Source organism: Streptomyces sp. NPDC005775, from assembly GCF_042871565.1.
Classification (GTDB): Bacteria; Actinomycetota; Actinomycetes; order Streptomycetales; family Streptomycetaceae; genus Streptomyces.
This window is the reverse complement of record NZ_JBIAIU010000026.1, coordinates 1-13885: the sequence shown is the minus strand read 5'-3', so window position 1 is coordinate 13885 and position 13885 is coordinate 1. Positions and strand designations below refer to the sequence as shown.

General features: G+C 70.3%; 13 protein-coding genes. 7 read left to right on the top strand and 6 right to left on the bottom strand.

What is annotated here, in order from left to right; all coding sequences use genetic code 11:
• The first annotated feature begins 9 nt into the window (after positions 1-9).
• Complete coding sequence (locus tag ACFYPA_RS36115) at positions 10-1053, top strand: zinc-dependent alcohol dehydrogenase family protein (RefSeq protein WP_359084920.1); 1044 nt, start codon at positions 10-12, stop codon at positions 1051-1053.
• 40 nt (positions 1054-1093) lie between these two features.
• On the opposite strand, the gene ACFYPA_RS36110 is transcribed toward ACFYPA_RS36115, so the two are convergent.
• Positions 1094-2629, bottom strand: a complete 1536-nt coding sequence (locus tag ACFYPA_RS36110) for a S8 family serine peptidase (protein WP_359316090.1) — start codon at positions 2627-2629, stop codon at positions 1094-1096.
• A gap of 291 nt (positions 2630-2920) precedes the next feature.
• Between ACFYPA_RS36110 and ACFYPA_RS36105 the strand changes: the two genes are divergently transcribed.
• The 3 genes from ACFYPA_RS36105 to moaA all read left to right on the top strand — a co-directional run bounded on the left by ACFYPA_RS36105 (position 2921) and on the right by moaA (position 6106).
• Complete coding sequence (locus ACFYPA_RS36105) at positions 2921-3286, top strand: DUF485 domain-containing protein (protein ID WP_359084917.1); 366 nt, start codon at positions 2921-2923, stop codon at positions 3284-3286.
• A complete protein-coding gene (locus ACFYPA_RS36100; protein ID WP_359084916.1) occupies positions 3283-4923 on the top strand; it encodes a cation acetate symporter in 1641 nt (546 codons plus the stop codon). The genes ACFYPA_RS36105 and ACFYPA_RS36100 overlap by 4 nt, the downstream gene beginning before the upstream one ends.
• A 193-nt stretch (positions 4924-5116) precedes the next feature.
• Positions 5117-6106 (top strand): GTP 3',8-cyclase MoaA, encoded by a 990-nt coding sequence (gene moaA / locus ACFYPA_RS36095; RefSeq protein ID WP_359084915.1) that lies wholly within the window; start codon positions 5117-5119, stop codon positions 6104-6106.
• A gap of 7 nt (positions 6107-6113) precedes the next feature.
• Here the strand turns inward: moaA and ACFYPA_RS36090 are convergent, their stop codons facing one another.
• Both ACFYPA_RS36090 and ACFYPA_RS36085 read right to left on the bottom strand, forming a co-directional pair.
• Complete coding sequence (locus ACFYPA_RS36090; protein WP_359084913.1) at positions 6114-6377, bottom strand: hypothetical protein; 264 nt, start codon at positions 6375-6377, stop codon at positions 6114-6116.
• Positions 6378-6597: 220 nt separating this feature from the next.
• Positions 6598-6975, bottom strand: coding sequence for a DUF3099 domain-containing protein (locus ACFYPA_RS36085; RefSeq protein WP_359084912.1), 378 nt, complete (start codon positions 6973-6975; stop codon positions 6598-6600).
• 248 nt (positions 6976-7223) lie between these two features.
• On the opposite strand from ACFYPA_RS36085, the gene ACFYPA_RS36080 reads away from it, so the two are divergent.
• Complete coding sequence (locus ACFYPA_RS36080; RefSeq protein ID WP_024490366.1) at positions 7224-7502, top strand: GlsB/YeaQ/YmgE family stress response membrane protein; 279 nt, start codon at positions 7224-7226, stop codon at positions 7500-7502.
• Between the two features lie 85 nt (positions 7503-7587).
• On the opposite strand, the gene tyrS is transcribed toward ACFYPA_RS36080, so the two are convergent.
• The 3 genes from tyrS to ACFYPA_RS36065 form a co-directional block, all read right to left on the bottom strand.
• Positions 7588-8856: a tyrosine--tRNA ligase gene (gene tyrS / locus ACFYPA_RS36075; protein ID WP_359084911.1), complete on the bottom strand. Its 1269-nt coding sequence runs from the start codon at positions 8854-8856 to the stop codon at positions 7588-7590.
• 58 nt (positions 8857-8914) lie between these two features.
• Positions 8915-10309 (bottom strand): metallopeptidase TldD-related protein, encoded by a 1395-nt coding sequence (locus ACFYPA_RS36070; RefSeq protein ID WP_359084909.1) that lies wholly within the window; start codon positions 10307-10309, stop codon positions 8915-8917.
• Between the two features lie 168 nt (positions 10310-10477).
• Complete coding sequence (locus ACFYPA_RS36065) at positions 10478-12001, bottom strand: TldD/PmbA family protein (protein WP_359084907.1); 1524 nt, start codon at positions 11999-12001, stop codon at positions 10478-10480.
• Between the two features lie 244 nt (positions 12002-12245).
• On the opposite strand from ACFYPA_RS36065, the gene fabG reads away from it, so the two are divergent.
• A complete protein-coding gene (gene fabG / locus ACFYPA_RS36060; protein ID WP_359084906.1) occupies positions 12246-12965 on the top strand; it encodes a 3-oxoacyl-[acyl-carrier-protein] reductase in 720 nt (239 codons plus the stop codon).
• 5 nt (positions 12966-12970) lie between these two features.
• Positions 12971-13738, top strand: a complete 768-nt coding sequence (fabI, locus tag ACFYPA_RS36055) for an enoyl-ACP reductase FabI (protein ID WP_359084904.1) — start codon at positions 12971-12973, stop codon at positions 13736-13738.
• Positions 13739-13885 lie beyond the last annotated feature (147 nt).

Here is a 13885-nt window from a genome sequence, read left to right as displayed (position 1 = left end):
CCCCCACGCATGCGCGCCACCGTCATCCACGCCCCCCACGACATCCGCGTGCAGGAGGTTCCGGACCCGGTGATCCAGCAGCCCACCGACGTGGTGCTGCGGGTCCTGCGGGCCTGCATCTGCGGCAGCGACCTGTGGGCCTACCGCGGTGAGTCCGCCCGGCAGCCCGGCCAGCGCATCGGCCACGAGTTCCTGGGCATCGTCGAGGAGGCCGGCTCCGAGGTCAACGGCTTCGCCGTCGGCGACCTCGTCGTCGCCCCCTTCGTCTGGTCCGACGGCACCTGCGCCTACTGCGCCGAGGGGCTCACCACCTCCTGCCCGCAGGGCGGCTTCTGGGGCTCGGTCGGCTCCGACGGCGGGCAGGGCGAGGCGGTACGCGTCCCGTTCGCCGACGGCACACTGGTCAAGCTCCCCGCGGCCGCGGCCTCCGACGACCACCTGCTCACCGCGCTCCTGGCCCTCTCCGACGTCCTCGGCACCGGCCACCACGCCGCTGTCGGCGCCGGTGTGAAGCGGGGCTCCACGGTCGCCGTCGTCGGTGACGGCGCCGTCGGCCTGTGCGGCGTCATGGCGGCCAAGCGGCTCGGCGCCGAGCGGATCATCGCGCTCGGCCGCCACCGGGTGCGCACCGACATCGCCCGCGACTTCGGTGCCACCGACGTCGTCGCCGAGCGCGGCGACGCGGCCGTCGCCGCGGTCCGGGAACTCCTCGGCGGCGAGGGCGCCCACGCGGTCATCGAGGCCGTCGGCACCGAGCAGTCGATGCGCACCGCCGTGGGCATCACCCGCGACGGCGGCTCCATCGGCTACGTCGGCGTGCCGCACGGCAGCGGCACCGGACTGGACCTCGGCGTCATGTTCGACCGGAACATCGCCCTGCGCGGCGGCGTCGCCCCCGTCCGCACGTACATCCCGGAACTGCTCCCGGACGTCCTGTCCGGCACCATCGACCCGTCGCCCGTCTTCGATCTCACCATCGGCCTCGACGAGGTACCGGCCGGCTACAAGGCGATGGACGAGCGCACCGCGCTGAAGGTCCTCATCACGCCGTGAACCGGTGCGGGGGCCGGACCTCCGGCCCCCGCACCGTCCGTCACCAGCGCACCGCGTCCAGCGCGTCCACCACTCCGGCGCCGTAGAAGCCGTTGCGGTTCTTGCCGCCCTCGCAGACCGCGTCGACCTTGCCGTCACCGTCGATGTCGTACGGCTCACCGCACGCCTTGGCATCGGCCTCCAGCGTCAGCAGGGCCTTGACCGCGGCAGCCGACGCGTACGGGTGCCTCGACTTGATCAGGGCCACGACCCCAGCGACGTGCGGGGAGGCCATCGACGTACCGGCCTTGTAGCCGTACTTGCCGCCCGGCAGCGTGGACAGGATCAGACCGCTCGTCGCCGGCGGAGCGGGCGTCTGGTAGACCGTCGAGTCACCGCCCGGCGCCGCGACGTCGATCACACCGTTCCCGTAGTTCGAGTACGAGGCCTTCAGGCCCTTCGCGCCCGTCGCCGAGACCGTCACGACACCCGGCAGCATCGTCGGGATGTCGAGGCACTGCTTCGGGTCGATCGTCCGGGGGAGCGGCGTGGTGTCGTTCGGGCTGGACGAGTCCTCGATCGTGTCGGCCGCCAGGTCCTCGGCCGAGTTGCCGGCCGCGGCGACGTTGACCGTGCCCTTGCGCTCGGCGTACCGGGTGGCCCGGGCGACCGCCTCGACCAGCGCGCCCTGGTCCGCGTCGTCCTTGCAGTTGTACATCCACGGATCGGTGTAATAGCTGTTGTTGGTGACGTCCGCGCCGTGGTCGGCCGCCCACATGAAGCCGCAGACGACGGCCTCGGTGTAGAAGAACCCGTCGGGGTTGCCCACCTTGATCCCGGAGACCTTCACACCCGGCGCGACCCCCGTCACGCCGATGCCGTTCTTCGCGGCGGCGATCGTGCCCGCGACGTGCGTGCCGTGATCGCTCTCACCGGCCGCCGGACGCCAGACACCCTCCGTGGTGTCCGGGGCACCGGAGACACAGTTCGCCGACCCGGCACGGTCGAAGTTCGGGGCGAGGTCCGGGTGGGTGTCGTCGACACCCGTGTCGATGACCGCGACCGTGACCTTCGAGCTGCCGAGCGACTTCTCGTGCGCCTTGTCCGCCTTGATGGCCGGCAGGTCCCACTGCAACGGCTCCAGCGGATCCTGGCCCGCGGTCGCCTGCGCGGCCGAGGTCCGCTCCTGCTGCGCCGTCAGCGGCTGCTCGACCCCGATGTCCTTAGTGGCCTGCGGCACGATGGGGTTCGTCCGGGTGGCGCCCGCCGAGTCGACACCCCGGACGCGGCGCATCGTCTGCGCGAACTGCGGGTTCTGCGAGTGGGCGACGATGACCCCTATTCGGTCGTAGGCGATCACCACGGTGCCGCCGGCCCGCTCGATCGCCTTGCGCACCTGCTTGACGGTGCCGTGACCGGCGCGGGTGTTGACCACGTACGACAGCTTCGGACCGTCCGTCGACACCGCCGCCGAGGGCGCGTCCGCCGCCGGAGCGGCGGAGGCGGCGCTCGTCGGCAGGAAGCCGAGCGATGCGGTGAGGGCCAATCCGACGGGCAGCGTCAGTGCGCGCGTCCGTCTGGATCCCAGATGAGCCATGGGGTCTCCACTTCATCCGTGTCAGTCGACCGGATACGGAGCGTATCCAGTCGCGTACATGACGAGTGAAGCTATCGCTGATCATCCCCGCTCATCAATGGGTTCGGGAGATCCGTTTTCCGCCGGAGCGCCCGAAGGGGTGACAAGGAGGCGGCGGAAACCGAGGTGAACCGCTTCGCCGCGCGCCGCGTGCCGTTGTCAGGGGAGGCGCACCATCCCTCCCCGATAACGAGGTCCCCAGTGAAATCCACCGTCCCCACCACTACCGCACCCGCGTCGCGAGGAGATTCCGTGGCTACCGATGCACCGCCGCCCGAGGGCAGTACGGAGAACCGCCCCGCCCAGCCCACGACCGAGGCGTTCGTCGCGGAGCAGGAGAGCCAGGAATTCAGTGAACTCCGCCGCTCGCACCGTTCGTTCGCCTTCCCGCTGACCATCGCCTTCGTCCTCTGGTACCTGCTGTACGTGCTGCTCTCCAACTACGCCGGCGGCTTCATGGGCACCAAGGTGTACAGCAACTTCAACGTGGCCTTCGTCTTCGGCCTCGCCCAGTTCCTCACCACCTTCCTCATCGCCTGGTTCTACTCGCGGTACGCCAACGCGAAGCTGGACCCGAAGGCCGAGGCCATCAAGTCCCGTATGGAGGCCGACGCATGAGCGCCGCGTACCACTCCCACACCGTCGTGACGCTCGCCGCCTCGTCCACCAGCGAGCACCGGCCGCTGATCATCTCGCTCTTCGGGATCTTCGTCGCCGCGACCCTCGGCATCACCGTCTGGGCCGGCCGCCAGACCAAGAGCGCCTCCGACTTCTACGCGGGCGGCCGCCAGTTCACCGCCTTCCAGAACGGCCTCGCGGTCTCCGGCGACTACATGTCCGCCGCCTCGTTCCTCGGCATCGCAGGAGCCATCGCCCTCTTCGGCTACGACGGCTTCCTCTACTCGATCGGCTTCCTCGTCGCCTGGCTGGTGGCGCTGCTGCTGGTCGCCGAACCGCTGCGCAACTCAGGCCGCTACACCATGGGCGACGTCCTCGCCTACCGGATGCGCCAGCGCCCGGTCCGTACCGCCGCGGGTGTTTCCACCATCGTCGTCTCGATCTTCTACCTGCTCGCGCAGATGGCGGGCGCGGGAGTTCTCGTCTCGCTGCTCCTCGGAATCACCAGTGACGCCGGAAAGATCCTCATCGTTGCGCTGGTCGGCGTACTGATGATCGTCTACGTCACCATCGGCGGCATGAAGGGCACCACCTGGGTGCAGATGGTCAAGGCCGTGCTCCTCATCGCGGGCGCCATCCTGATGACCTTCATGGTGCTGTGGAAGTTCGACTTCAACGTCTCCGACCTGCTGGGCACCGCCGCCGAGAAGAGCGGCCACGGCGCCTCGTTCCTGGAGCCCGGACTCAAGTACGGCGCCACGGGCACCTCGAAGCTGGACTTCCTCTCCCTCGGCATCGCCCTGGTGCTCGGCACCGCCGGTCTGCCGCACATCCTGATCCGCTTCTACACGGTGCCCACCGCCAAGGCCGCCCGTAAGTCGGTCAACTGGGCCATCGGCATCATCGGCGCCTTCTACCTGATGACGATCGCCCTCGGATTCGGAGCCGCGGCCCTCATCGGCCCGGACGAGATCAAGGCGAAGAACCCGGCAGGCAACGCGGCGGCCCCCCAGCTCGCCGAGTACCTGGGCGGGGTCGGCACCACCGGCGGCGCCGTCATGCTCGCCGTGATCTCCGCCGTCGCCTTCGCCACCATCCTCGCCGTCGTCGCGGGACTCACCCTCGCCTCCTCGTCGTCCTTCGCCCACGACATCTACGCCAACGTCATCCGCAAGGGGAAGGCCACCGAGAAGGAGGAGATGCGGGCCGCCCGCTGGGCCACCGTCTTCATCGGTGCGGCCGCGATCCTGCTGGGCGCCTTCGCCCGCGACATGAACGTCGCCGGCCTGGTGGCGCTCGCCTTCGCCGTCGCCGCCTCGGCCAACCTGCCGACGCTCCTCTACAGCCTCTTCTGGAAGCGGTTCACCACCCAGGGCGCGCTGTGGTCGATCTACGGAGGCCTCGCCTCGTCGGTGATCCTGGTGCTGTTCTCGCCGGTCGTCTCCGGAAACGCGAAGACCTCGATGTTCAAGGGCGTCGACTTCGCCTGGTTCCCGCTGGAGAACCCGGGCCTCATCTCCATCCCGCTGGGCTTCCTGCTCGGCTGGATCGGCTCCCTGCTGTCCAAGGAGGAGCCCGACAAGGGCAAGTACGCCGAGCTGGAGGTCAAGTCCCTCACCGGCATCGGAGCGCACTGAGAGCAGGAGTTCACACACGTTCACCCAGGAGAGCGCTTTTTCACCCTCCGCCCACGCGGCCGCGTCGTAGAGTCCTACGACGCGGCCGCGTCGCTCCTCGTGTCAAACGGGCCCCTCCGTTGTCACAGGTCTCGCGTAGTCTCGGAAGAGTCAGAATCCGCAACCGGGAAGTCGCCGGGGGAGGGGGCCCACCATGCTCATCGACACCTACGACAGGGTCGCCACCGACCTGCGCGTATCGCTCACCGACCGCTGCAATCTGCGCTGCACCTACTGCATGCCCGAAGAAGGACTGCAGTGGCTGGCCAAGCCCGACCTCCTGAGTGACGACGAGATCGTCCGGCTCGTCCGCATCGCCGTCACACAGCTCGGCATCACCGACGTCCGCTTCACCGGCGGAGAACCACTGCTGCGCCCCGGACTCGTCTCCATCGTCGAACAGTGCGCGGCCCTGACGCCCCGCCCGAAGATGTCGCTCACGACCAACGGCATCGGACTCAAGCGGACCGCCGCCGCGCTCAAGGCCGCCGGCCTGGACCGGGTCAACGTCTCCCTGGACACCCTGCGCCCCGAGGTGTTCAAGACCCTCACCCGCCGCGACCGCCACCACGACGTCCTGGCCGGACTCGAAGCCGCCCGCGACGCAGGCCTCACGCCCGTCAAGGTCAACACCGTCCTGATGCCGGGACTCAACGACGACGAGGCCCCCGACCTGCTCGCCTGGGCCGTGGACAACGCCTACGAGCTCCGCTTCATCGAGCAGATGCCGCTCGACGCCCAGCACGGCTGGAAGCGCGACGGCATGATCACGGCAGGAGACATCCTCCAGTCGCTGCGCACCCGCTTCGATCTCACCTCGGAGGAGGACGGCGAGCGCGGCTCGGCCCCGGCCGAGCGCTGGCTCGTGGACGGCGGGCCCCACCGGGTCGGCGTCATCGCCTCGGTGACCCGGCCGTTCTGCCGGGCCTGCGACCGCACGCGGCTCACGGCCGACGGACAGGTGCGCACCTGCCTGTTCGCCCGCGAGGAGACCGACCTGCGCGGCGCCCTGCGCTCCGAGGCCCCGGACGAGGAGATCGCCCGGCTCTGGAAGCTCGCCATGTGGGGCAAGAAGGCCGGCTCCGGCCTCGACGACCCCTCGTTCCTCCAGCCCGACCGCCCGATGTCGGCGATCGGCGGGTAGCGCCGACCTAGGTCGCCGAGCCCCGGGACTCCCACTCCACCAGCGTCACCACGTCCTTCAGGAAGCCCCGGACGCCCAGGAACGACGAGAGGTGCTCCCGGTGTTCGTCACAGGCCAGCCAGGTCTTGCGGCGCTCGGGAGTGTGCAGCTTCGGGTTGTTCCAGGCCAGCACCCACACGGCATCGGCGCGGCAGCCCTTGGCCGAGCAGACCGGCACGGCGGCAGCACGCGTGGTCGCGGAATCGGTGGAATCGGATCCGGGGGAGTTCACGGACTCAACCCTAGAGCCTGAGCAGGATGGCCCGTCCTGCGGCATCCCCGCCGGAGAAAAGGCGACGCCGAGCAGCCACGGGGGGAGCTGCCCGGCGTCGGTCCGTCGCTCCGACGGGGGATGCGGAGCGCTATCGAAGTATGTCACGCAGACGGGGGTGCGGTGCACTGGAACTTCATGATTGATCTGAGCTTTTCTTGAGCTTGGGACTACCCCGGGCTCAGCCGTGCTCCTGCGGATCCGGGCTTCGGAAGACGTGTCCGGTTTCCGGACCCGGCTCCGCCGGTCCGGCCGCCGGCGCGGCATCCAGAACGGGCCGCGTCGCCGCCGGGACGAAGGTCGAGGGGACCGAAGGGCTGTTCTCCCGGCCCGCGTTGGCGATGACGACCGCCACGTACGGGAGCAGAACCCCCAGCGCGAGCGCCACGATCGCCACATGGCGCTCCACGTTCCACAGGACAGCGGCGGCGACCACCGAAAGCGTCCGCACGGACATCGAGATCACGTAACGCCGCTGCCTGCCGCGCACATCCTCCGCGAGCCCTTGCCGCGCCCCCGTGATCCGGAAGACCTCCGCACCGCTCTGCTTCCGCAACACGTCTCCACCACCACCCTTCCCCGAGCTCCTGACGAACCGGGGGAGACCCCGTTCCCACGCCGGACGCTCCCCGGACCGGACCGGCTCCCACGGTACGCCCGGCCACCCACGGGTACGAGACCGGGGCGCGCCGCGTGCGTACACTCCGTCGCCCTCTCGCACGTACGGACCTGTCCGACATGCGGCGTACCGGACCAGGACAGAAACTGGGCGGACATGCGCGACACCGCGTCGCACAAGGAGGCGACATGAGCTGGTTGTGGGCAATTATCGTGGGCCTGGTGCTCGGTCTGATCGCAAAGGCGATCCTGCCGGGCAAGCAGGAGATCCCGCTGTGGCTGACGGTCATCTTCGGCATGATCGGCAGCATCCTCGGCAACGCCGTCGCCACCTGGATCGGTGTCAACGACACCAAGGGCATCGACTGGACGCGCCATGTCCTCCAGCTGATCGGAGCCGTGGTGGTGGTCGGTGTCGGTGACATGCTCTGGGCCTCGATCAGGGGGTCCAGGCGGCAGAAGACCTGAACCACGAGGACCTGACCCACGGACCGCACAGCACGACGGCGGGGCACGCGTCACGCGTGCCCCGCCGTCGTGCTGTCGCCGCGGCTCAGCCGGCGGTGACCTCGATCGCCGCCAGGTTCTTCTTGCCCCGGCGCAGCACGAGCCAGCGGCCGTGCAGCAGCTCCTCGCGGGCCGGTGCCGCCTCGCCGTCGAGGACCTTCACGTTGTTCACGTAGGCGCCGCCCTCCTTGACCGTGCGACGGGCACCCGACTTGCTCGGTGCCAGACCGACCTCGACCAGCAGGTCGACCAGCGGACCGAGCTCGGTGACCTGTGCGTGCGGCACCTCGGAGAGCGCCGCACCGAGCGTCGCCTCGTCCAGTTCGCCGAGCTCGCCCTGGCCGAACAGCGCCTTCGACGCGGCGATGACCGCGGCGCACTGGTCCGCGCCGTGCACCAGCGTCGTCAGCTCCTCGGCCAGCGCGCGCTGCGCCGCCCTCGCCTGCGGCCGCTCCTCCGTGACCTTCTCCAGCTCCGTCAGCTCGTCGATGCCCTGGAAGCTGAGGATGCGCATGTAGCGCGAGATGTCCCGGTCGTCCACGTTCAGCCAGAACTGGTAGAACGCGTACGGAGTGGTCATCTCCGGGTCGAGCCAGACGGCGCCGCTCTCGGACTTGCCGAACTTGGTGCCGTCCGCCTTCGTCATCAGCGGCGTCGCCAGCGCGTGCACCTCGGCGCCCGGCTCCAGGCGGTGGATCAGGTCGAGGCCCGCGGTGAGGTTGCCCCACTGGTCGCTGCCGCCCTGCTGGAGGGTGCAGCCGTGGCGCCGGTACAGCTCCAGGAAGTCCATGCTCTGGAGGAGCTGGTAGCTGAACTCGGTGTAGCTGATGCCCTCGTCGGACTCCAGCCGCCGGGCGATGGACTCCTTCGTGAGCATCTTGTTGACGCGGAAGTGCTTGCCGATGTCCCGCAGGAACTCGATCGCGGACATGCCCGCGGTCCAGTCCAGGTTGTTCACCATGACCGCCGCGTTCTCGCCCTCGAAGGACAGGAACGGCTCGATCTGGGACCGCAGCCGCGCCACCCAGGCGGCGATCGTCTCCGGGTCGTTCAGCGTGCGCTCGGCGGTCGGCCGCGGGTCACCGATCTGGCCGGTGGCCCCGCCCACCAGGGCGAGCGGTCGCAGACCGGCCTGCTGGAGCCGGCGCATGGTGAGCACCTGCACCAGATGACCGACGTGCAGACTTGCCGCGGTGGGGTCGTAGCCGCAATAGAACGTGACCGGGCCGTCCGCGAGAGCCTTGCGCAGTGCGTCCTCGTCAGTGGACTGGGCGAACAGCCCGCGCCACTTCAGCTCGTCGACGATGTCCGTCACGGTTCCGGTGCTCCTTGTGAGGAAGGGGGGTGATGGTTTCCCGCTCAGTCTAGGCCGGTCATACGCCCCGGCTCACCGAGCTCATGTTGAAGTCCGGGATGCGCAGCGCGGGCATCGCGGCCCGGGTGAACCAGTCGCCCCACTCGCGCGGCAGCGTCTTCTCCGTGCGGCCCGCCTCGGTGGCCCGCGACAGCAGGTCCACGGGGGACTCGTTGAAGCGGAAGTTGTTCACCTCGCCGACCACCTCTCCGCCCTCCACGAGATACACCCCGTCGCGGGTCAGCCCGGTCAGCAGCAGCGTCGCCGGGTCGACCTCCCGGATGTACCACATACAGGTCAGCAGCAGCCCCCGGCCGGTCGTGGCGGCCGCCATGTCGTCCAGGGACTGCTCCCCACCGCCCTCCAGCAGCAGGTTGTCGATCGCCGGCGCGAGCGGAAGCCCGGTCTGCCCGGCCGTGTGCCGGGTCGTCGTCAGCTGTTCGAGCCGCCCGTCCCTGATCCAGTCGGTCCGGCCCAGCGGCAGCCCGTTGTCGAAGACCGACGCCCCGTCCCCGGAGGAGTGCGCGATGACGAAGGGCGCGGATTCGAGCCCCGCGGCGCGCGGGTCGCTGTGCAGGGTCAGCGGCAGCGGGGACAGGGTCTCGCCGATCCGGGTCCCGCCGCCCGGCTTGGAGAACACGGTCCGGCCCTCGACGGCGTCCCGGGCCGTCCCCGACCACAGCTGGTAGATCAGCAGGTCGGCGACGGCGGTCGGCGGCAGCAGCGTCTCGTACCGCCCGGCGGGCAGCTCGATCCGTCGCTCCGCCCAGCCGAGGCGCTGGGCCAGCTCGGCATCCATCCCGGCCGGGTCGACGTCCTTGAAGTCACGGGTGGAGCGCCCCGCCCAGGCCGAGCGCGACCGGTCGGGCGACTTGGCGTTCAGCTCCAGCGTCCCGTTCGGCTGGTCGTGGCGCAGCCGCAGCCCCGTCGACGTACCCATGTACGTCGAGGTCATCTCGTGGTGGGCGAAGCCGTACAGCTCACGGCCGCCGGAGCGGGCCCGGGCGAAGGCGTCGCCGAGCGCGGGCGCGAACGCCGCGAAGACGTCCGAGCCCGTCTCCGCCGGTGCTTCCGTGAAACCGGGGGACACCGGCACCCCGGTGACCAGCGGCTGCGCGTCCTCGGCCGGGCCCGCCCCGCGCGCGGCGGCCTCGGCGGCCCGCACCAGCGGCTCCAGGTCGGCCGCGGTGACGGCCGACCGGGACACCACACCGGAGGCGGCGCCCTCGGACCCGTCCACGGTAGCGATGACGGTCAGGGTGCGGCCCCGGGTCACCCCGTTCGTGGTGAGCGCGTTGCCGGCCCAGCGCAGATTGGCCGACGACTCCTCGTCGGCGATGACCACACAGCCGTCGGCAGTGGACAGTTCGAGCGCGCGCTCGACGATCTCGTACGGCTTGCTGACGCGACTCATCGCCCGGCCTCCTGCGTCGTGTTGAGACTGTGCCTTCCCGGGGGACGACCCCCGGACCCCCGGCCGGTCCCGTGGTTGCCGCTCATCGCCCGGCCTCCTGCGTCGTGTTGAGACTGTGCCTTCCCGGGGGGCGACCCCCGGACCCCCGGCCGGTTCCGTGGTTGCCGCTCATCGCCCGGCCTCCTGCGTCGTGTTGAGGATGTTCACGCCTCGGAAGAGGGCCGAGGGGCAGCCGTGCGAGACGGCCGCGACCTGGCCCGGCTGGGCCTTGCCGCAGTTGAAGGCGCCGCCCAGGACGTACGTCTGGGGGCCGCCCACCTTCTCCATCGAGCCCCAGAAGTCCGTCGTCGTCGCCTGGTAGGCGACATCGCGCAGCTGCCCGGCCAGCCTGCCGTTCTCGATCCGGAAGAACCGCTGCCCGGTGAACTGGAAGTTGTACCGCTGCATGTCGATGGACCACGACCGGTCGCCGACGACATAGATCCCGCGCTCCACCCCGCCGATCAGATCCTCCGTGGAGAGCCCGCCCGGATCCGGCCGCAACGACACATTGGCCATGCGCTGCACGGGTACATGACCCGGCGAGTCCGCGTACGCGCAGCCGTTGGACCGGCCGAGCCCCGTCAGCTTCGCGATCCGGCGGTCCAGCTGGTAGCCCACCAGCGTCCCGTCCCTGACCAGGTCCCAGGACTGCGCCTCGACGCCCTCGTCGTCGTACCCGATCGTCGCGAGCCCGTGCTCGGCGGTGCGGTCGCCCGTCACGTTCATCACCGGGGAGCCGTACGCCAGCTTGCCCAGCTGGTCGAAGGTGGCGAACGAGGTCCCGGCGTACGCGGCCTCGTACCCCAGCGCCCGGTCCAGCTCGGTGGCGTGGCCGATCGACTCGTGGATGGTCAGCCACAGGTTGGACGGATCGACGACCAGGTCGTACGTCCCCGCCTCGACGCTCGGGGCCCGCATCTTCTCGGCCAGCAGCCCCGGGATGCTCTCCAACTCGGCGCCCCAGTCCCAGCCGGTTCCGGTCAGGTACTCCCAGCCGCGCCCCACCGGCGGGGCGATCGTGCGCATCGAGTCGAACTCGCCGGTCGTCGCGTCCACCGCGACCGCGGTGAACTCCGGATGCAGCCGCACCCGCTGCTGGGTGGTGACCGTGCCCGCCGTGTCGGCGTAGAACTTGTTCTCGTGGACGGTCATCAGCGAGGCGTCCACATGCGCCACACCGTCGGCCGCCAGCAGCCGCGCGCTCCACTCGGCGAGCAGCCCCGCCTTCTCCTCGGCCGGTACGTCGAAGGGGTCGACCTCGTACGCCGAGACCCAGCTCCGCTCCCCGTGCACCGGCTCGTCGGCGAGCTCGACCCTCTCGTCCGACCCCGCCGCGGCGATCACCTTCGCCGACAGTTTCGCCATGGCGACGGCCTGCGAGGCCACCTTCGCCGCGGCGTCCATCGTCAGATCCACCCCGGAGGCGAACCCCCAGGCCCCGCCGTGCACGACCCGCACCGCGTACCCGAGATCGGTGGTGTCCGACGACCCGGCCGGTCGGGCGTCCCTCAGCCGCCACGTGGCGCTGCGCACCCGCTCGAAACGGAAGTCGGCGTGCACGGCCCCGAGCGCCCGCGCGCGGGCGAGCGCCGCGTCGGCGAGGGGCCGTAGCGGGAGGGCCAGGAACGACTGATCTACCTCATGGGGCACGGGCGGCCTCTCCTCTGCGTCACATACCCTCGGATCGTTTACGAGGCAGTGAAGCACGACGGAAGCGGCGTCGCGGCCCGATTCCGGGCCCGCGCGGGGGCGGCCCGGCCCGGCCGGACCAGGTCCGCGACTGTAGGAACCCCACAGTGCCCGGCCGAAGGCGCTGTCAGGGGCCGATTCCTCGGGGAGCGGGCGGTACCGATAGGTTTTCGAGGTACCAGACCGCTATCGAAAGGGTGATCCGTTGAGCCGCTCGGTTCTCGTCACCGGAGGAAACCGGGGCATCGGCCTCGCCATCGCCCGCGCCTTCGCCGACAACGGCGACAAGGTCGCGATCACCTACCGTTCCGGCGAGCCGCCCGCGGCGCTCACCGAGGCCGGTGTTCTCGCGGTCCGTTGCGACATCACCGACACCGAGCAGGTGGAGCAGGCCTACAAGGAGATCGAGGAGAAGCACGGCAACGTGGAGGTGCTGGTCGCCAACGCCGGTATCACCAAGGACCAGTTGCTGATGCGGATGTCCGAGGACGACTTCACGTCGGTACTCGACACCAACCTCACCGGCACCTTCCGGGTCGTCAAGCGCGCCAACCGCGGCATGCTGCGTGCCAAGAAGGGCCGCGTCGTCCTCATCTCCTCCGTCGTCGGCCTCCTCGGTTCGGCCGGACAGGCCAATTACGCCGCCTCCAAGGCCGGTCTGGTCGGCTTCGCCAGGTCGCTGGCGCGCGAGCTCGGTTCGCGCAACATCACCTTCAACGTCGTCGCGCCCGGCTTCGTCGACACCGACATGACGCAGGCGCTCACCGAGGAGCAGCGCAAGGGCATCGTGTCCCAGGTGCCGCTCGGCCGCTACGCGCAGCCCGGGGAGATCGCCGCCGCGGTGCGCTTCCTCGCCTCCGACGACGCGTCGTACATCACTGGAGCCGTCATCCCCGTTGACGGCGGATTGGGCATGGGTCACTGATCACCATGAGCGGAATTCTCGACGGCAAGCGCATCCTCATCACCGGGGTGCTGATGGAGTCGTCCATCGCGTTCCACACCGCCAAGGTGGCCCAGGAGCAGGGCGCGGAGATCATCCTGACCGCCTTCCCGCGGCCCACGCTGACGGAACGCATCGCCAGGAAGCTGCCCAAGCCGGCCAAGGTCATCGAGCTGGACGTGACCAACACCGAGCACCTGGACCGGCTCGCCGGTCTGGTGAAGGACGAGCTGGGCTCGCTCGACGGCGTCGTCCACTCCATCGGTTTCGCCCCGCAGGACGCGCTCGGCGGCAACTTCCTCAACACCCCGTTCGAGTCGGTCGCCACGGCGATGCACGTCTCGGCGTTCTCGCTGAAGTCGCTCGCCATGGCGTGCAAGCCGCTGATGAGCGAGGGCGGTTCGATCGTCGGACTCACCTTCGACGCGCAGTTCGCCTGGCCGCAGTACGACTGGATGGGCCCGACGAAGGCCGCACTGGAGGCCACCTCCCGCTACCTCGCCCGCGACCTGGGCAAGGACGGTCTGCGCTGCAACCTGGTCTCCGCCGGGCCGCTCGGCTCGATGGCCGCCAAGTCCATCCCGGGCTTCAGCGATCTCGCCGAGGTGTGGGACACCCGCTCCCCGCTGGCGTGGGACATGAAGGACCCGGAGCCGGCGGGCCGTGCCATCGTCGCGCTGCTCTCGGACTTCTTCCCGAAGACGACGGGCGAGATCATCCACGTCGATGGTGGCGTGCACATGATCGGCGCCTGACCCTCTCGCGCACCACGGCCGCGGGCCCCCCCCCCCCGGGGGGGGGGGGCCGGGGGGGCCGCCCGCCCCCCCCGGCCCCCGCGGGCCCCCCGGCGCCCCGGGGGGGTGCACCCCCGCGAAGGGGGGGGCCGGCACACTTGGGGCGGG